At 61.6% G+C, this 20,657-nt stretch carries 9 protein-coding genes; all 9 read left to right on the plus strand.

Annotated elements, in window-relative coordinates; all coding sequences use genetic code 11:
- The first annotated feature begins 21 nt into the window (after nt 1–21).
- The 9 genes from C4J89_RS00795 (at nt 22) to C4J89_RS00835 (ending at nt 20,634) form a co-directional block, all read left to right on the plus strand.
- The gene (locus tag C4J89_RS00795) at nt 22–654 is read left to right on the plus strand and encodes an NADH:ubiquinone oxidoreductase subunit N (protein WP_124365346.1); all 633 of its coding nucleotides are present in this window, start codon (nt 22–24) and stop codon (nt 652–654) included.
- A 145-nt stretch (nt 655–799) separates the two neighbouring features.
- Nucleotides 800–2,296 (plus strand): YdgA family protein, encoded by a 1,497-nt coding sequence (locus C4J89_RS00800; RefSeq protein WP_124369134.1) that lies wholly within the window; start codon nt 800–802, stop codon nt 2,294–2,296.
- Between the two features lie 304 nt (nt 2,297–2,600).
- Nucleotides 2,601–5,081 (plus strand): poly-beta-1,6 N-acetyl-D-glucosamine export porin PgaA, encoded by a 2,481-nt coding sequence (gene pgaA, locus C4J89_RS00805; protein WP_124413484.1) that lies wholly within the window; start codon nt 2,601–2,603, stop codon nt 5,079–5,081.
- Nucleotides 5,082–5,093: 12 nt separating this feature from the next.
- Nucleotides 5,094–7,091, plus strand: coding sequence for a poly-beta-1,6-N-acetyl-D-glucosamine N-deacetylase PgaB (pgaB, locus tag C4J89_RS00810; protein ID WP_124360712.1), 1,998 nt, complete (start codon nt 5,094–5,096; stop codon nt 7,089–7,091).
- Nucleotides 7,092–7,093: 2 nt separating this feature from the next.
- Nucleotides 7,094–8,434, plus strand: a complete 1,341-nt coding sequence (gene pgaC, locus C4J89_RS00815; protein WP_124360713.1) for a poly-beta-1,6-N-acetyl-D-glucosamine synthase — start codon at nt 7,094–7,096, stop codon at nt 8,432–8,434.
- Nucleotides 8,435–8,436: 2 nt separating this feature from the next.
- Entirely contained in the window at nt 8,437–8,919 is a 483-nt protein-coding gene (pgaD, locus tag C4J89_RS00820) for a poly-beta-1,6-N-acetyl-D-glucosamine biosynthesis protein PgaD (protein WP_124360714.1), read from the plus strand.
- Between the two features lie 528 nt (nt 8,920–9,447).
- Nucleotides 9,448–11,169: a ShlB/FhaC/HecB family hemolysin secretion/activation protein gene (locus tag C4J89_RS00825; RefSeq protein WP_124413485.1), complete on the plus strand. Its 1,722-nt coding sequence runs from the start codon at nt 9,448–9,450 to the stop codon at nt 11,167–11,169.
- A gap of 31 nt (nt 11,170–11,200) precedes the next feature.
- Complete coding sequence (locus C4J89_RS00830; protein WP_256681765.1) at nt 11,201–20,332, plus strand: filamentous hemagglutinin N-terminal domain-containing protein; 9,132 nt, start codon at nt 11,201–11,203, stop codon at nt 20,330–20,332.
- Complete coding sequence (locus tag C4J89_RS00835; protein WP_124413486.1) at nt 20,329–20,634, plus strand: hypothetical protein; 306 nt, start codon at nt 20,329–20,331, stop codon at nt 20,632–20,634. The genes C4J89_RS00830 and C4J89_RS00835 overlap by 4 nt, the downstream gene beginning before the upstream one ends.
- Nucleotides 20,635–20,657 lie beyond the last annotated feature (23 nt).

Consider the following 20,657-nt stretch of genomic DNA (forward strand, 5'->3'; position numbering starts at 1 on the left):
TTGCTCATGGGGATTCCAATAATGAAAAACCCTTATGCTCCCGCTTTCTGGTGCGTGCTCTTCGCACTGGTGCTGTTATCGGCCGCGTATTTCTACGGGGTGATGCTCGCCCACCAGCTCGACAAGGCCATGGTGTTTCTCGACAGCGCCTGCCTGGTCATCGGTACTTTGTCCATCGGCGTGGTGGCCTGGGCGTCGTATCAAAACCAGCGGGTGAAGCGAAAGCTGCTCGAGCAAGGCAAGACCCGCGTAACGATCTGGGACACCAAGGTTGCCCTGCGCCGTGTCGAAACCGTGTTCGACCGCTATTTCTGGGGCAGCTACTGGCAACCCGGGCGCACCTTCCAGGAAGTCATGGGCGACCTCACCGGCACGCCCCTGGAAAAAAGCCTCGAAGTCCTCAAGAAACAGTGCGTGGTGCTCGACCGGCAGGTCGCGGACGGTAGGCACTGGCTCAATAATGCGCGGGAATTGTCCGATGTCGCCACGCAGATGGCCCGTGAACGCTATCAGCTGGACTTCTGTGACCCCAAGACCGACACCCCCGGCAATGCCGTGATACACCGCGAGTTTGAGGTGCTGGTCTACACCTGGACGGCGCGCTTGAAGAGTTTCGATCACCAACTGGACGAAATTGAGCTGGAGTACTCCTGAACTCCTGCTGAACTGATCCCTCTGAAAGGCTGGGCCGTTTATGCCCGCCAGTGCTAATCTTCACCCGTTTTCGGCGGGCTTGAGCCAATCCCTCGGGGTTCAAGGAAGACAGCCCACTTCTCACAGGATTTGATCAGGTCACTTCATGAATAAGCCAGCAGTCGTTCTTTTGGGTTTCGTTGTCGCCGTTGGCGTCGTCAGTGCAGGCGGCGCCTGGTACACCGGTAAACAACTGGAGCCGGTCCTGCAAACCGCGATCCAGAACGCCAACAAGGAACTGCAAACCTCCATGGCCGGCGTCGACGGCAGCGTGTCCCTGGAACTGGTGTCCCTGGACCGCGGCGTGTTCAGCAGCACCGCCCATTACCGCCTCAAGGGCCAGGGCAGTGTGTTCGGCGAGCAAAACCCGAACCCCGAGCTGCTGTTCGTCGACCATATCGAACACGGCCCGCTGCCGTTCTCGCGCCTGGTCAGCCTGAAGTGGCTGCCAGTGATGGCCACCAGTCACTACGCACTGGAAAAGAACGCCACCACCGAACAATGGTTCGCCGCCAGCAAAGACGTGTCGCCGCTTAAAGGCGTGGCCAATATCGGTTACAGCCGTTCGGTCAGCGGCAATGTCGAACTGCTGCCCCTGGAGTTCAAGGACGACAAGTCCTCGGTGAGCTTCTCCGGCGCCAACCTCGACTTCGACAGCAGCGCCGAAGGCCAGAAGGTCAAGGCCGACGGCTACATGAACAGCCTCAAGGTCGCGGCGGTCGATGCCAACGGCGACGCGTTCGAAGCCGAACTGGCCGGCCTGACCGTCGCCAGCAACCTGGCCAAATCCACCTTCGGTTTCTACACCGGCCAGAACACCATCGAACTGACCGACACCAAGGTTACCTTCGGCCCGCAGAAAGCCGTGCTGACCCTCAAGGGCTTCGAGCAGAAAGACTCCAGCGAAACCAAGGACAATAACCTGGCCGGCCGCGTCGACTACAAGATCGACGAGATCGGTTACCAGGGTAAGCCGGTGGGCTCGGCTGCCATGGCCGTCAGCATGAAGAACGTCGATATCCCGGCGATGCTTGTGTTGACGAAGCTCTACCAGGACAAGATGCAGCCGGTGCAAGCCGCTGCCGCTGCCGGCCAACCCGCGCCGGAGCTGCAACTGACCGAAGCCGAGCAGACCCTGGCCGAAGCCAACGTCAACCAGGTGCTGGCCGCCAAGCCGCAACTGGCCGTGGAAAACCTGTCGCTGAAAACCACCCATGGCGAAAGCAAGTTCAGTCTGGTGCTGGACCTGGCCAAGCCGGCCTCCATGGAACTGCCGCCGGTTGAACTGGGCAAGCAGATGATCTCCCTGCTGGACGCCAACCTGACCCTGTCCAAGCCGATGATCGGCGACGTGGCCGCGTTGCAGGCGCAGGTCGGCGGCGTGACCGACCCGAAAGCCATCGAACAGCAATCGCAGATGGCGGCCGATATGGTCAGCGGCATGGCCGTGGGTACTCAACTGGCAACCCTGGAGGGTACCGATGTGGTGTCCAAGCTGCACTATGCCAATAACGAAGTGACCTTCAACGGCCAGAAGATGACGGTTGAGCAGTTCATCAGCTTCGTCATGTCCAAGGCCGGCGCAATGAGCGGCGCCCAATAAGCAAGCCTCAAATGCGGTAAAAATGTGGGAGGGGGCTTGCCCCCGATGGCGGAGTGTCAGTCAGAATATTCATAACTGACCCACCGCTATCGGGGGCAAGCCCCCTCCCACATTTTGTTTTGTGTTCGGCAAGAAATCGCTTTCAGCCAATTCTGAACAATTGTTCTGAATTGCCCTTGGCCTCGCCTGGCTGGGGGATAGTCCCCATAGGAAAGCTAGGTCGGGTCCCGAGACGCCGACACCCTGATGCACATCGCTCAGGATCACCCATCGTTGCAGCTTTCCTTGTAAGGAAGCTGACGCCATGTTGCCAATCCATTCACTCAGTGCATCAGGCCGGTTGCGGTTGCTCATCGGAGCAGCCCTGTGCAGCCAATTGCTGATGCCCGCCTACGCCGTGGCCGATCCTGCCTATGACGCGCTGATCATTCAGGCCCGCAACGGCCACTTCACGCCGGCCCTGACCCAACTGCGCCAACTGTCCGCCGAACGTCAAACCCCTGGGCAGGTCAGCGATCACCTGGTGATCGCCGGTTGGGCCGGGCAGGACGCCGAAGTGCTGAAGGTGTATGAAGCCCAGGGTAAAAATCGCAACCTGACCAGCCAGGCGCTGGCCACGGTGGCGCGCACCTACCGCAATCAAAAACAGTGGGCCCAGGCCGAGGCGGTCTATCGCCAGGCGCTGCTGCGTGAACCAAACAATATCGACCTGCAACTGGGCCTGGCGCTCACCCAGGCCGATGGCGGCAAAGCCACCGAGGCGGTGCAACGTTTGCGCGCGCTGGTGGCCGCGCAGCCGAATGACCCCAACCGTCGCATGGCCCTGGGCTACGCGCTGAGCCGTGCCGGCTTGAACTACGACGCGCTGTTTGAGTTCGACCAGGCGTTTATACGCGCCGGCGACAAACCCGACGTGGCCCGTGAATACATCGTCGCCCTGCAAAAGGCCCGGCTGCCGGAAGCCGCGCTGCGCCTGTCGGCCAAACGCCCAGGGCTGGTGGATGCGGTGACCCAGCGCCGGCTGGAAGGCGACCTTGCCGCCGAGCGCGTGCGCATCGCCGAGTTCGCCACGCGCACCGAAAAAGAACGCTACGTGGTGGCCGACCGCGCGCTCAATGACTACGACCGGCTGATCGCCCGCTGGGCCCCGGACGCCAGCGCCCATGACGACGTGGTGCGCTGGCGCATCGACCGCCTGGGCGCGCTCAAGGCCCGGGCGCGTACCGCGGAAGTGATCCGCGAATACCAGACCTTCACCGGCGAAGGCGTGCAGTTGCCCACTTACGCGTTGCGTTGGGTTGCCGCGTCGTACCTCGATCAGCGCCAGCCGGAGAAAGCCGAACCGCTGTACCGCCAGGTGTTGACCGCACCGGATGCCGACGCCAGTTACCGCGTCGACGACAGCACCGCGTTGTTCTACGCGTTGCTGGAAAGCGACAAGGTCGAGGACGCCCGCCAGGTCGCCAACACCCTGGCCAAGGAACAGAACCCCCGCGTCGAACTCAAGGGCCTGCCGATTGGCAACCCCAACGATAACTGGATGGACGCGCAACAACTGGCCGCCCAGGCCGGCACCTTCGGCGGCGACCTGCCGGGCAGCGAAGCCAGCCTGGAAGCCCTGGTGGCCAAGGCGCCAGGCAACGTCGGCCTGCGCATCGCCCAGGCCGACATGTACCGCGCCCGTGACTGGCCGCGCCGCGCCGAAGGCACCCTCAAGGAAACCGAAGCCCAGGCCCCACGCGACATCGGCCTGGAAGTTTCCCAGGCCTACACCGCCATGGACCTGCAGGAGTGGCGCCAGATGGACGCCCTCACCGACGACGTGGTTGCGCGCAACCCGGACAACCGCCAAGTGCAACGCCTGCGCCGTCTGCGCGATGTACATGACATGGCCGAACTGCGCGTCGAGGCCTACACCGGCAAAAGCTATGGCGGTGGCAATGACAACGACGCGGGTGCCGTGGCCGGCAGCCGCGACTGGGGCATTGAAAGCGTGATCTACACGCCGCCCATCGACGAAGACTGGCGCCTGTTCGCCGGTGCCGGCTACGCCACCGCCGACTTCAGCGAAGGCACCGGCCAGCACCGTTGGCAGCGCGTGGGCGTGGAGCGGCGTACCCGCGACATGACCATTGAGGCCGAAGTGTCCAACCATTCCTACGGTGATGGCTCCAAGCAAGGCGCGGCAGTGTCGATTGCCCGCGACATCAACGACCACTGGCAGTACGGCGGCAGCGTCGGCTACCTGCTCACCACCACGCCATTGCGCGCCTTGAACGACGGCGTCACCGCCAACGGCGGCAGTGGTTTTATCCGCTGGCGCGCCAATGAAAGCCGCGAGTGGAAACTGACCCTCAGCCCGTCGCACTTCAGTGACGGCAACGACCGCTTCGAAGCGCTGCTCAGCGGCCGCGAAGGCCTCTACAGCTCGCCCCATGTGCAAGTCGACCTGGGCCTGGAAGTGGGCGCCAGCCGCAACAGCAAGGAAGACACCGCGTACTTCAACCCGAAGTCGGACTTCACGGTGTTACCGATGATCAACGTCAATCACGTGCTCTATCACCGCTACGAGACCCAATGGAGCCAGCAGTTCCAGATCGGTGCGGGCACCTACAGCCAGCGCGACTACTCCACCGGCGGCATCGGCCTAATCGGTTACGGCCAACGCTTTCGCTGGAACGACGTACTGGAAATGGGCGCCAACCTCAGCCTGATCAGCCGACCTTATGACGGTGATCGCGAACGCGATCTGCGCCTGCTCGTCGACCTCACTTACCGTTTCTAGAAGAGCCTGACCATGACCGTCCTCAGCCGTTGCTTGTTGGTCCTGGGTGTAATGCTGGCCGCCGCCTGCGCCCAGCAACCCGCGCCCTATACCCCACCCGCGCAGCGGCCAACCGCGCCGAACGAAGCGCCTTGGCCGAAAAACCATTTCCTGGGCATTGCCTACCACGACGTCAATGATCGCGACCCCGACCAGACGGTGGTGGCGGTACGCACCGAACGCTTGATCGAGCAACTGTCGTGGCTGCGGGAGAACGGCTACCAGGCGGTCAGCGTCGACCAGATCCTGGCGGCGCGCAACGGCGGCCCTGAACTGCCGCCCAAGGCCGTGATGCTCAGCTTCGACGACGGTTATACGAGCTTCTACACCCGCGTGATGCCGATTCTGCGCGCCTACCACTGGCCCGCCGTACTGGCGCCGGTGGGCTACTGGATCGATACGCCACTGAACAAGCCGGTGGACTTCGCCGGCTCACCGCGACCGCGTGGCGAATTCCTCACCTGGCAGCAGATTCGTGAAGTGTCCCAGTCGGGCCTAGTGGAAATCGCCGCGCACACCGACGCCAGCCACACCGGGATTCTGGCCAACCCCCAGGGTAACCTGGAGCCGGCGGCGACCTCGCTGCGCTACGACCCGGCGACCCAGCGCTATGAAACCCAAGCGCAGTTCCAGGCGCGGATGCGGGCCGATGTGGCGGCCATCACGCAGAAAATCCGCAGCGTGACCGGCAAGGCGCCCCGGGTTTGGGTATGGCCGTACGGCGCGGCCAAAGGCACGTCCCTGGCGGTGGTCAGCGAGCAGGGCTACCAGATGGCCCTGACCCTGGAAGACGGCCTCGACAGCCCCGGCAACCTGATGAACAGCCCACGCTTCCTGGTGGCCTCCGACCCGGACGGCGAGCACTTCGCCAACAGCATTGTCGCGGCGCAGACCCCGGCGCCGCTGCGCGTATTGCACGTTGACCTGGACAACGTCTACGACCCCGACCCGGCCCAGCAGGCGCGCAATCTCGACGTACTGGTCCAGCGGGTAGTGGACATGGGCGCCGGCACGGTATTCCTGCAGGCCTTCGCCGACCCCAAGGGTGACGGCCTGGTGCATTCGCTGTATTTCCCCAATCGTCATCTGCCGGTGCGCGCCGACTTGTTCAACCGCGTCGCCTGGCAATTGCACACCCGCGCCCATGCTGCGGTGTATGCGTGGATGCCGGTGCTCAGTTTCGCCCTCGATCCCAAGCTGCCACGCGTGACCCGCTGGGACCCGCAAAGCGGCAAGCTGGGCGCCGATCCTGATCAGTACAAACGCCTGTCGCCGTTCGACCCGCAGGTGCGCAAAATCATCGGCGAGATCTACGAAGACCTCGCCCGCAACAGCGCCATCGACGGTGTGCTGTACCACGACGACGCCGTGCTCTCGGACTTCGAAGACGCCAGCCCCGCCGCGCTCAAGGCTTATGCGGCCAATGGCTTGCCGGGCAGCATCGCGGCCTTGCGCGCAGATCCGGCAACGCTGCAGCGCTGGACCCGCTTCAAGAGCCGCTACCTGATCGACTTCACCCAGGAATTAACCACCAAAGTCCGCGCCATCGCCGGGCCGCAGGTGCTGACCGCGCGCAACATCTTCGCCGAGCCGATGCTCAACCCGGCCAGCGAAGCCTGGTTCGCGCAGAACCTCGATGACTTCCTGCAGGCCTATGACTGGACCGCGCCGATGGCCATGCCGCTGATGGAAGGCCAGTCGCTGGAGAACTCCAACGCCTGGCTGGAAAAACTGGTCGCTACCGTCAAGGCCCGCCCCGGCGCGCTGGAGCGCACCGTATTCGAACTGCAAGCCAAGGACTGGCGCACCCAGCAAGCCCCCGATATCAACGCTGTGCAAATGGCCGAATGGATGGGTGTGCTCAAACGCCAGGGGGTCAAGAGCTTTGGCTACTACCCGGACAACTTCCTGGAAAACTCGCCGGACCTGAAGACCGTACGCCCGGCCCTTTCCAACCAGTGGAACCCTTGATCATGTTCGACAGAATCCTGGCTTTATTCGTGCTGGCGTTGGTATTGGGTGTGCCCTTGGGCCTGATCTTCCTGGTCACCGGGCAGTTCCTGATGGACTTCGTGTTTTTCTACCCGTTGTTCATGTCTGCGCTGTGGATCGCCGGCGGCCTGTACTTCTGGCTGCACTGGGAGCGCCACTGGCCGTGGAAGGAGGACACCCCGGCGCCGACCCTGGCCGGCAACCCGCTGATCTCGATCATCATCCCTTGCTACAACGAAGGCGATAACGTCGCCGACACCATGGCCGCCGCATTGGCCCAGGTGTATCCGAACATCGAAGTGATCGCGGTCAACGACGGTTCCAGCGACAACACCGCCGCCGTACTCGACGCGCTCGCGCTGCAACACCCACGCCTGCGCGTGCTGCACCTGGCGCAGAACCAGGGCAAGGCCGTGGCTCTGCGCATGGGGGCGGTGGCCGCGCGCAGCGAATACCTGGTGTGCATCGATGGCGATGCGTTGCTCGACAAAAACGCGGCGGCCTATATGGTTGCGCCGATGCTCGACAACCCGCGCCTGGGCGCCGTGACCGGCAACCCGCGTGTACGCACACGCTCAACCCTGATCGGCCGGGTACAAGTGGGCGAGTTCTCCTCGATCATCGGCCTGATCAAGCGTACCCAGCGCGTGTTCGGGCGGATCTTCACCGTGTCGGGGGTGGTGGTGGCGTTCCGTAAGAAGGCGCTGAACCGCATCGACTACTGGAGCACCGACATGATCACCGAGGACATCGATGTCAGTTGGAAGCTGCAGCTCGATCACTGGGCGATCTTCTACGAGCCGCGCGCGCTGTGCTGGATCCTCATGCCCGAAACCGTCGGCGGCCTGTGGAAACAGCGCCTGCGCTGGGCCCAGGGCGGCGCTGAAGTGCTGTTCAAAAATATCCGCGGCATCTGGCAATGGCGCCATCGCTACCTGTGGCCGCTGCTGTTCGAGTACTGCCTGTCCACCGGCTGGGCGTTCACCTTCCTGCTCTCGGTGTTTTTCTGGGGGCTGGGTAAATTCATGGTGTTGCCGCAGGCGATTACCGTCGTCTCCCTTGTGCCGCCGGCGTTTACCGGACTGGTCCTGGCAATGGTGTGCCTGCTGCAGTTCGCGGTGAGCATCCTGATCGACCGGCGCTACGAAAAAGACCTGTGGAAAACCCTGTTCTGGACCGTGTGGTACCCGATGGTGTTCTGGCTGGTGAGCCTGTTCACCACGCTGGTCAGCTTTCCCAAGGTGTTGTTCAACCAGCACCAGAAACGCGCCCGCTGGGTCAGCCCGGACCGTGGTATCAAACCTGCCCAAGAGGAGGCGTGACGATGAAACTGGTCAGAACCCGCCAGCACCTGGTGATGTGGATCATCGATGTGTTGCTCACCCTGCTGGCCTGGGGCGGCCTGGTCTGGCTGCTGGCCCGGGGCATGAGCGCCATGCTCGAAACCCACGGCGGCCCGCGCCTGGAAGCGCCGATTTTCGCCGCGCTCAATACCTTGCAGATCTATCTGTGGATCGCCCTGTTCAACGCCGTGATCCTGATCGCCTGGGCGCGCTACCAGCAACGCAAAGGCCGCAAATTCGCCCAGCGGCGCGCCGAGGCGAATGCGCTCAGCGACCAGCACTTGAGTGAAAGTTTCAACCTCGGCGCGGGCGACCTGGAGCAACTGCGCCGGCCTGGCGTGCTGGTGATTCACAACGATGAAGAGGGTGGGGTGGGAGAAGTGAAGTCCCACGTGTCCCGCGACGTCGAACGCCCCGGCCTGGCCCTGGTGCCCGGCTCGGAAAAAGACAAGGGCATTGGCTAGCCTCTTCAATGCTGTGAATCCCCAATGTGGGAGGGGGCTTGCCCCCGATAGCGGTCTAAAGATCATTCCCACGCTCCCGCGTGGGAATGCCTCCTCGGACGCTCCGCGTCCCGCCAACCGCTCACACAGGTGACGCGGAGCGTCACGGGCTGCATTCCCACGCGGGAGCGTGGGAACGATCACCTAGGCGCAGCAGTTCAATCCCTGTTGTGGGAATTCCGATAAATGGGATCGGATTCACAAAACCCCCGCGAACTTTCCTCCAATCCCCGGTACTAACCTAGCGACGACACCTGATGGCTAAATAATGGCGATCAAAGGCTGCTCAGTCGAATTCTCATCGAAACAGCTGCCGCCGGTCGGATTAAACGTTTCCGCGATCAGCCTGAAAGCTGTTAGATGATTAAATTTTGTTACTAATCAATACATTAACGGCCAGGCCCGCTCGAACACCCAACAGCCCCAGCGTCTTGGACTGCTGGAAGTTCGATGTTAGTTTGCCGGCCCTTGATTTTCGACGGATCGAACATGTCTCTGTTAATGCCACGGACTCGGTTTCTTCTATGCACTGTGTTGCTCACTTGCCTGGGCCTGAACACTGCATTCGCCGCCCCCACCCCCGGCGACCAGGACCTGATCCGCGACCGTCAAAACCGCCTGCTCGAAGAGCAGCAGCGGCGTCTGCAGGAACTCCAGGACCTGCCCGGCAAAGCAGCCAAGCCCGAAGCACCGGCCACCCCCGCCGATACGCGCTGTTTCCCGATCAACGACATCGAACTCAAAGGCGCCGACAGCCTGCCGGCCGCCGACCGCGAGCGCCTGCTCAAGCCGTATATCGGCCAGTGCCTGGGCGTGTCCCAGCTCAACGAACTGCTCAAGGCCATCACCGACTACTACCTCGGCAAAGGCCGCGTCACCAGCCGTGCTTACCTGCCACAGCAGGACCTTTCCAGCGGCCACCTGCAAGTGCTGGTGGTGGAAGGCAAGCTCGAAGCCCTGAAAAGCGCCGAAGGCAGCACGGTGACCGAGCGCGAGTTGGCCATGGCCTTTCCCGGCAAGGTCGGCGAGGCGCTGAACCTGCGCGAGATCGAGCAACTGGTGGACCAGCTCAACCGCCTGCCGTCGAAACAGGCGCAGATGGAGCTGACCCCCGGCAGCCAGGTCGGCGGCAGCGACGTGGTGGTCAAGAACACCCCACAAAAGCCCTGGCGCGCCAGCCTGTCGCGCAATAACGACGGCCAGAAAAGCACCGGCGAACAGCAATGGGGCGCCGGCCTTGAGTGGGACAGCCCGCTCGGCCTGGGCGACCAGTTGATGCTGCGCGGCGGCCACGACGCCATCAGCGACCATCAGAAAACCTCGAAAAACACCCTGCTCTACTACAACGTGCCATGGGGCTGGTGGAACTTCAGTTACAGCTACAACGAGAGCGACTACCGCACCTACATCGTGGCCGATAACGCCAAGTACAAGCAGGACGGCGACAACCAGAACCACCAACTGCGCGCCGAGCGGGTGATTCACCGCGATGACGTGAGCAAGACCTCGGTCAACGTCGGCCTGGCGCACCTGCGCACCAACAACTACCTCCTCGACGTGCGCACCGCGCCCAGCAGCAACCGCCTCAGCGAACTGCAACTGGGCATCAACCACGGGCGGCGTATTGGCAGTGCCTTCGTCAACCTCGACCTGGGCATGCAAAACGGCATCGGCCTGCTCGACGCCCAGTCGCAGGAAGAGCGCGACCCGCTCGGCCGCCGCCAGCCGAATTCGCGCTACCGCAAATACACCGCCACCGTCAGCTACCTGCAACCGTTCAGCCTGTGGGGCGAGTCGTTCAGCTTCAGCAGCCTGGCCACCGGCCAACGCAGCGAAGACATCCTGTTTTCGCCCCAGCGCATGAGCCTCGGCGGTTCGGCCTCGGTGCGCGGCTTCAAGGACCAATTGTTGACCGGCGACAGCGGCGGCTACTGGCGCAACGAAGTGCGCTGGGCACGCCCGGTGACCCTCGACTGGATGCGCCCGGCCTTTTTCGAATACGGCGCCAGCGTCGGCTACGACCAGGGCGTGATCAGCAACGACCGCTACAACGACAACTCGCATGGGCGGGTCTCCAGCAACTCCCTGGAACTGTTCGCCCGCGGCAAACACGTCAGCACCAGCGTGACCTTTGCCCATTCGTTAGAAAGACCTGGGGTCGTGACCGAGCGCGAAGCGCCGATCTACTTCCGCATGGATTTCTTCCTGTAATTCAACGCCCCGCTGCAATGAGAACCTGACAATGGACGTTCGCCAATTCGCCTTCCTGGCCCGCCAACCTTCTGCCGCCCTGAAGCCGCGCAACGCGTTCTTCGGCCTGCCCAAGCGCGGGCTGGCGTTGATCCTCGCCAACGCGCTGTTCTGGCAGCCGCTGCTGGCCCAGGCCGAGGGCATTGTGGTCAGTGCGCCGGGTACTTCGGTTGGCCAGGCGGGCAATGGCGTGCCGGTGGTGAACATCGCCACGCCCAACGGCGCGGGTTTGTCCCATAACCAGTTCCAGCAGTACAACGTCGGCCCCAACGGCGTGATCCTCAATAACGCCACCGGTACCCTGGTCAACACCCAGCTGGGCGGTTACATCGTCGGCAACCCCAACCTCAAGGGCGGCGCGGCCAGCGTCATCCTCAACGAAGTCAACGGCGGCAGCGCCAGCCAGTTGCGCGGCTATACCGAAGTGGCGGGGCAGTCGGCCAAGGTCATCGTCGCCAACCCGTACGGGATTACCTGCAGCGGCTGCGGCTTCATCAACACGCCGAACGTGACCCTCACCACCGGCAAACCGGTGCTCGACCCGACCGGCCAGCTGAAAAGCTACCAGGTCGACGGCGGCGCCGTGACCATCGACGGCGAAGGCCTCAACGCCAGCAACGTCGACCGCTTCGACATCATCACCCGCTCGGCCAAAATCAACGCACAGATCAACGCTCGCGAACTCAACGTGATCGCCGGGCGCAACGACGTCGATGCGCAAAGCCTGAACACCACGCCGCGCGCCGATGACGGCAGCGCCAAACCCGAGCTGGCGATCGACTCCTCGGCCCTGGGCGGCATGTATGCCGGTGCGATCAAACTGGTGGGCACCGAGGCCGGTGTGGGGGTGAAGCTCGACGGCACCCTGGCGGCCAGTGGTGGGGATATTCAGCTCGATGCCAATGGGCGCTTGAGCATGGCGCAGGCGGCGGCCACCGGCAACGTCAAGGTCACGGCGCAGAATGTCGACCTGACCGATAAGGTTTACGCCAACGGCAACGTGCAGGTCACCAGCGCTCAGAACCTGGTCAACCAGAAAAGCATCGCAGCCGGCCAGCGCATCGAACTCAACGCGGCCAACGTGAACAACCCCGGCATCATCGAAGCCGGCGTCGCCGCCGATAACACCCGCAACACCACCGGCGATCTGGTGGTCAACGCGCAAACCGTCACCACCTCCGGCAACCTGCTGGCCAGCCGCGCCCTGGCGATCACCGCCGCGCAAGCGCTGACCAATCAGGGCGCAATCATCCAGGCCAAGACCGTCGACCTCAGCAGCGCCAAGCTGACCAACCAGGGTGCCAGCGCACGCCTGTTCGGCGAGCAGAGCCTGGCGATCAACTCGCCGGCCATCGTCAACCTCGGCGGGCTGATTCGCTTCGGTGAAGGCCAGGCCGCCACGCTCAACAGCGCCTCCCTGGACAACCGCCAGGGCCGTATCGAAATGGCCGGTGGCAGCCTGGTCGTGACCAGCGCCAACCTCAACAACAGCGGCGGGCAAATCATCGCCAACGACCTCACCGTCAACGCCGGCAGCCTGAACAACCAGAACGGCGTGCTGGTGGGCAAAACCGCTACCGTCAATGCCAGTAACCTCGACAACAGCCTCAAGGGCCTGGTCCAGGCCGACGGCGGCACGCTCAACCTCACCGTTGCCAACACCTTCAACAACAACCAGGGTTTCGCCCAGGCCAGCACCGACCTCAACGTCACTGCCGGCAGCCTCAGCAGTAATGCTAACGGCGTGCTCAGCGCCGACACCGGCAAGCTGACCCTCACCGCCGCGCAACAGCTCAACAACGCCCAGGGCCGCCTGCAGGCCGGGCAGGGCGATATCGCACTGCGCGCCGCGAACCTGGATAACCAGAACGGCGTGATCGTCGGCAAGCAACTGCTGCTCGACGTTGCCGGTGGCGATATCGACAACCGTGCCGGGCGCGTCTTGGGCGACCAACTCGACGTGCGCGCTTCCGGCCTCGACAACCGCAGCGCCGGCCTGCTGGCCGGTGGCGCCCAGGGCGTCAGCCTGCTGCTCAAAGGCCCGGGCCAGTTGCTTAACGCCCAGGGCCGCATCCAGAGCGAAGGCCTCCTGCAATTGCAGGGCGAGCGTTTCGACAACAGCGCAGGCATCCTGCTGGGCCAGACCGTCGACGTGATCGCGCAAACCTTCAACAACAGCGACAAAGGCGCGCTGGTCAGCGATGGCGGCGACGTGGTGCTCAAGGTCAGCGACCTGCTCACCAACGTCGGCGGCCAGATCGACGCGGGCGAGCGCAGCGTATTGGTCAAGCAGCTCACCACCCTCAACAACGACGGCGGCACCCTGCGCGGCAAGCATCTGGACATCGCCGCCCAGCACCTGAACAACAACAACGGCCAACTGCTGGCCGGCGCCGGGGGCTTGAGCTACAGCGGCCAGGACCTGAGCAACCGCAAGGGCCTGATCCTCAGCGGCGGCGCCCTCACCGAATTGACCACCGCCAGCCTGGATAACCAGGACGGCACCGTGCAGGGCGACAGCCTGAGCGTCTCCGCCGACAGCGTGAACAACGGCAGCGACGGCCTGATGGCGAGCTTGGTGGGCAATCTGCAACTCACCGTGCAAACCCTGGCCAACCGTGGCGGCAAACTGTTCGGCAAAGAGCAGGTGACCGTCAACGGCGCCACCCTCGACAACAGCGCAGGCGGCCAGATCAGCGGCAACCAGCTCAACCTCACCTCTCGCGACACCCTCACCAACCAGGGCGGCCTGATCGAAGCCAACCAGGGCCTGACCCTCACCGGCGGCAACCTGGACAACAGCGCCAACGGCCAATTGCGTGGCCTGGGCGGCGCCAGCAGCAGCGTCAATCTCAGCGGGACGGTAAACAACCAGAACGGCACCCTGGAATTCGGCAGCCAGGCCTTCAGCCTCGACGCCGCCAGCCTCAACAATCAGAACGGCATGCTGCAACACGCCGGCTCCGGCCTGTTCCACCTCAACACCGCCAGCCTGTCCGGCAGCCAGGGCAATATCCAGGGCATGGGCAGCGCCGACTGGGCATTCGGCAAAGTCGACGGCCTGGGCCGCGTGCAACTCAACGACGTGCTCACCTACAAGAGCGACCAAGCGCTGGCCCTCAAGGCCGGTGACCGCATGGCCAGCGCCAAGGGTTTGGTCCTCAACGTGGCCAGCCTGGACAACGGCGGCGAACTGCTCAGCGACGGTGACATCAGCATCACCACTGGCGATATGAGCAACAGCGGCCGCGTCTCGGCTCTGCAAACCCTCACCGTCGCTGCGAACAATCTCAACCAGAACGGCGGCCGCCTGGCGGCCACCAATGCTCGCCTGACCCTCAACGGCACCCTGGCCAACCTCGGTTTCCTCACCGCCCGGCAGCAGTTGGATATCGCCGCTGCGCAAATCGACAACCGTGGCACCCTCGGTGCCCAGGGCGCGGTGAACCTGACCGCCGTCAACGGCATCACCAATGCGGCCGATTCGCTGTTGTTCAGCGGCGGCGACATGACGTTGCGCAGCAATGGCTTCAGCAATAGCTATGGCGATGTCTACAGCAAAGGCAACTTGAGCTTCGCCGCACGGGATGGTGGGCGTGCCGTGCTGTTCAGCAACCGCTCCGGCACCGTGGAAAGCGAAGGCTCCATCGGCATCAATGCGGGCTTCATCGAAAATGCCAAAGACGAATTCGAACTCGGGCAAACGCTGACCACCGGCAGCTTGTATTGGGTTTGTTCGCAACACTGCGACGAGAGCGACAACTGGGAACGTGGCGAGATCACCATCTACGAAACGTACCTTGAGGCGGCGACCAAGGATTCGGCAGCGGCGCGCCTGGTGGCGGGCAAAAACATGCTGCTGCAAGGCGACAATGTGCAGAACCGCTACAGCCTGATGGCCGCCAATGGCGACCTGAGCATCACCGCCGGTGACCTGCTCAATCAGGGCGCCGCCACGCGTACGGGGCAGCGCAAGATTGTCGTCAACACGCCAGGGCACGTTCCCGACGATTTGTTTGAACGCATGCGATACGTCGACGTTCCCGCGTTCAATGCGGCCACGGCGGCTGGGCATTTCGATAAGGCGCGCTTCGAAGAACTGAAAAGCCGCTCGCCCAATAGCCGGCCTTTCGTCCACTCAAGCGACGTCACCACCTGGACCGACAACGGCGGCCCTGGCTACGACGCCACCCTGCAAGCCGGCGGCACGGTCAACCTAAACGTCGCCCGCACCCTGCAAAACGGCACGCTGCACAACAACACCCTGGCCCAGTTGACCGGCACCCTCGGCGACGACCAGACCGGCATCCCCGTCGGCGGTATCAACATCAACCTGAGCAAACACGCCAACGACCCGAGCGCCCAGGCGCCCGGCAGCGTATTGCCTGTAGTGGGCGTGGCCCCCGGCGGCGGCTTCGTGCCTGTGGACTACACCGGCACCGCCTTCGCCCCGGTCGACCCCACCACCTCGCCCACCTTCCAACTGCCCAAGGGCGAGTACGGCCTGTTCGTCAAGAACGCCGACCCTACCAGCCACTACCTGATCGAGACCAACCCGGAGTTCACCTCGGTGTCCGGCTTCTTCAGCTCCGACTACATGCTCGGCAAACTCGGCTTCAATTCCGATAATGCCTGGCGCCGCCTCGGTGATGGCCAGTACGAAACCCGCCTGATCCGCGACGCCGTGCTCGCGCAAACCGGCCAACGCTTCCTCGCCGGCGGCCTGTACAGCGACGCCGACCAGTTCCGTTACCTGATGGACAACGCACTGGCCAGCAAAGACGCCCTGCGCCTTAGCCTCGGCGTGTCCCTCACCGGCCAGCAAGTCGGCGCCCTGACCCACGACATCGTGTGGATGGAAAACCGCGTCATCGACGGCCAGACCGTGCTCGTACCGGTGCTCTACCTGGCCCAGGCCGACTCGCGCAACGTGCGCGGCAACAGCCTGATCCAGGGCCGCGACCTCAACCTGGTCACCGGCGGCGACCTGATCAACGTCGGCACCCTGCGCGCCAGCAACAACCTGTCCGCCATCAGCAGCGGCAGTATCTACACCGGCGGCCTGGTCGAAGCCGGCAACAACCTGAACCTGCTGGCCCAGGACAGCATCCGCAACGCCATGGCCGGCGAAATCCGCGGCAAGCAAGTCAGCCTCACCGCGCTCAAGGGCGATGTCACCAACGACAACACCGCCATTCAGGTGCGTGACGGCGTCGGCATGCGCACCCTCACCGACACCAGCGCTGGCACCATCGTCGCCCGCGAAAACCTCGCCATCGACGCCGGCCGCGACCTCACCAACCGAGGCGCTTTGGTAGCGGGCAACGACGCCAACCTCACCGCCGGCCGCGACCTCAACCTCATCGCCGCCAGCGACACCAGCGTCAAGCACGAGACCCGTGACAGCGGCGAAAAATCCAGCATCACCACCGACGTCAAAAACCTCGCCGCCAGCGTCACGGCGGGCGGCAGCATCAATATGCAAGCCGGGCAAGACGTCAACATCATCGGCAGCACCGCCACCGCCGGCAAAGACCTTACCATCGCCGCCGGCCGCGACCTCAACGTCGCCTCCGTCAGCGACATGCACAACGTCGAAGGCAAGGAAAAACACGGCAAAAAACGCATCAAGACCTCAGACGACCAGACCACCCAAGTGGCCAGCGTACTGACGGCGGGCGGGGATTTCGTCAGCCAGGCTGGGCGTGACACCACGATAGTGGCGAGCAGGATCAGTGCGGGGAATGAGGCTTATCTGTATAGCGGGGATAAGTTGAACCTGCTGGCGGCGCAGAACAGCACCTACAGCCTTTACGACATGAAGGAGAAGGGTGGTTGGGGCGCGAAGAAGACCAAGCGCGATGAAGTGACCCACGTCACGAATGTGGGGACTGAAATCAAGACTGGTGGTGATCTGTCGCTGGTCAGCGGCGGTGATCAGCTGTATCAGCGGGCCAAGCTCGAGAGTGGTAAGGACCTAGCGATCACCAGTGGCGGCGCGGTGACCTTCGAGGCGGTCAAGGACCTGCACCAGGAGAGCCACGAGAAGAGCAAGAGTGACCTGGCGTGGACCAGCGCCAAGGGCAAGGGGAATACCGACGAGACGCTGCGCCAAAGTGAGTTGAAGGCACAGGGTGAGTTGGCGATCAAGGCGGTCAACGGGCTGAAGATCGACATTAAACAGATTGATCAGAACACGGTTAGCCAAACGATTGATGTGATGGTCAAAGCAGACCCACAGTTGGCTTGGTTGAAAGAAGCCGAGAAGCGCGGGGATGTGGATTGGCGGCATGTGAAGGAACTGCACGACTCCTTTAAGTACAGCCATTCCAGCCTCGGCCAAGGCGCAATGCTGGCAATCATTATCGTTGTCACCGTGTTGACGGCGGGAGCCGCCAGTGCACTTGCTGCCTCTGCAGGGAGCGCAGTCGGCGCGGGCTCGACCATGGCGGCTGCGACAGCCGCTACTGCTGCGACGTCGACCACCGCTGCAGTTGCAGGAACTGCGGCTGGGTTGGGCAACGTTATCGCGACGGCGTCGTTGACTTCGCTTGCTAGCACCGGCGTTGTTAGCACCATAAACAATAAAGGCAACCTGGGGGCAGCATTCAAGGAAACGTTCAGCAGCGACAGCCTGAAACAATCGCTGATCGCGGGTGCTTCTGCAGGTTTTGTGAATTACGCGAGTGGCAATTGGTTCGGCGCACAGAGCGACCCCGTAACTAATAAAGTAAGCGGCCCAAGCGTCGTGCCCCATTGGAACGACCCGGCAGCAATTGGCCGTTTTGGAACGATCCAATTAGCTGGTGGTGCAGTGCGCGGGACGCTTTCTGAAGCCCTTGGACAAGGGAGCTTCAAAGACGCCATGAAGGGCAGTCTTTTTGATGTGATGCAGGCGACCGCCTTCACAGGCGTTGGTGATTTTGGCAATGCCTACAAACTTCAAGACAGCGGTCTAAGCAAAACGGCACTGCACGCCGTTGTAGGCGGGTTGCTTTCGGAAGCCATGGGTGGCGACTTCAAGACGGGAGCGATTGCTGCGGGTGCTAATGAAGCCCTTATTGTGACGTTGGATAAGTCACCTCTACTCAGTAGTAGTGATCCAGCAGAGCATGATCGACTGGTCAATGCAGCATCCAAGCTGGTGGGATTGCTCGCTGCCGCAAGCGTTGACGGCGATGTTGCAATGGGCTCGGAAATTGCTGGAAATGCACAATCATACAACCGCAAGTTGCACGCTCAAGAAGAGAAACGATTGGCCCAAGAGGCCAAGAGTTTAGATGCCACTAAAGGTCAAAGCCGATCTGGCTTTGAGTGGGATGCCCTCTTAACGTTTGTTGCCGGAGGTGAGGTCGATCAGAAAACCAACAATGAGCTTCAAGGGATTCTGGCCGGTTACGGTCCCACAAATCCTGAAGGGCAAGCACTAGGAGACGACCTGGCTGTTGCGCGGGGAGTTATCAATAAGCTGCAAAACGAGAAAGTCCTACTGACCTGGGGTGATGGCAGCCCCATTGTTGCGAACGGGGATCAGGTCGTCGCGTTCAAGTCTACAGATAAGCAGTACAAGGATTCGCTGCTGTTCAATCCTTCGAGCAACACAACCTACAACAACGAACCCGGTGGTGTGGGTGTTGTGCCGGATGCGTGGGCCGAGCAATACGGAGAGCGTACGGCTATCAGGAAATTTCCTGAAATCGCCGCGCTCAGTTCTGATACTGCCTCCCAAGCAGAGCAAATAGACCGGCTACGCGTTTTGGTGGGCGGTGGCATTAATTCAGATATAGATCTCAAACTGCTTGCTGAGCTTATGCCTGTAGGTGGCGTAGGCAAGGGAGCACTGTTAAGCGCAATCAAAGAGTTGGCGGCGCGGGACACATTGGCGGTTAAAGGAACGGAGGCTATCGCTGGGAAGGCTGCGGAGACTGTTTCTGGAAAGGCCATTGAGTCAGCAGCCGGTAAAGGCTTGGATGCGGCGGCGGGTAAGGGGACTGAACAGTTTGCCAACCAAGCACAGGCCAAGTTAGCAGGCTATAGCCCATGCTGTTTTGCTGCCGGGACTATGGTCGCCACCCCTGATGGTGAACGAGCCATTGACGCCCTCAGGGTGGGCGACGTCGTCTGGACCAAACCTGAAGAAGGAGGTGAACCGTTCGCCTCGAAGGTCTCGGCAACCCACATTCGCACGGATCAGCCGATCTACCAGTTGACGCTTGTGAAGAACGGCAGTGCCGGTGAAGGTATCACTGAGACTCTGCAAGTGACGCCGGGTCATCCGTTCTACGTGCCGGCGCGCAAAGGCTTTGTACCACTTATAGAGCTCAAGCCGGGTGATCAACTGCAGTCGTTGGGGGATGGGGCGACGCAAGAGGCTTCGATCTCCGTAGTATCAATAAAGCTGCTGCAGTCGCAGGGGAAAACGTACAACCTGACGGTGGACATTGGGCATACTTTCTATGTTGGCAAGCTAAGCACGTGGGTACATAACATTGGACCTTGCTATACCTGTAATGCGGGAAGCTGTTCGGTTCATGGGCTAGATTCCAGCGCGACAGATAGGGTATCTCAGAATTGGAATCGTCAAGACACACCAACGGCTGAAACAATCAAAGTCGACAGCAGTAAATCAGTCAAAGGATCGCCTGAGTACGAAATGCTCAACAACCCAGAAGCACGTATGCCCAACCAGCGTTATGAGCTGGACAACGGCACTACTTTTGTAACCGACAGTAGAGGTCTAGTCGAAGAGCTCACGTTCACCCCGGTTGATATCAAGGTTCCACGGGACGCGAGGCAAACTGCTGCTGGGAAGACCGGTAGAGAAACTGATGTAGGCGGACACGCACAAGCGTGTAGTCAGGGTGGGACATGCGATGGTTACAACTTGTTCGCCCAAGATCAGAATTTCAATAGCTCAGCGTATAAGGTATTTTACGAACACAAAATCAAAAGCGCTTTGAACGATCCAAATAAAGTAGTAGGACCGACAACTATAAAATTTAATCGCGAAGATCCTCGATCGTTGCGCCCAGATACGTTGGATGTTACTTATACAATCGATGGAAAGCGTCAAACTGTTCGATTTGAAAATGAAGCTCGCAGAATACCGGAGCATAAAGAATGATTACCAAAGATATAGAAATTGTTAAAAGTATTTTTGAATTGCTTCAATCAGGAATTGTTGAAGATTATGATGCATTTAGGTATGAGACTGAGGTGTGCGACGGATACATGGTTGAAGAAATCTCCATTGAGAAAAATGGCGTTGTAAATGAACAGCCGCAAACTGAATTCAATGGTGCTGTTTTGTATCGATTAATTAAAGAGTTGAAGGCTAGCGCAGCATCGCGGGGTGAGAACTGGAGTTCTTTTGTGATGAGTTATGATGTTGGGGGGCAGGTAAAGACGAATTTCGTTTATCCGTGAGTAAAAGTGTAAAAGTAATTTTT

This window comes from Pseudomonas sp. R4-35-07, from assembly GCF_003852235.1.
Lineage (GTDB): Bacteria > Pseudomonadota > Gammaproteobacteria > Pseudomonadales > Pseudomonadaceae > Aquipseudomonas.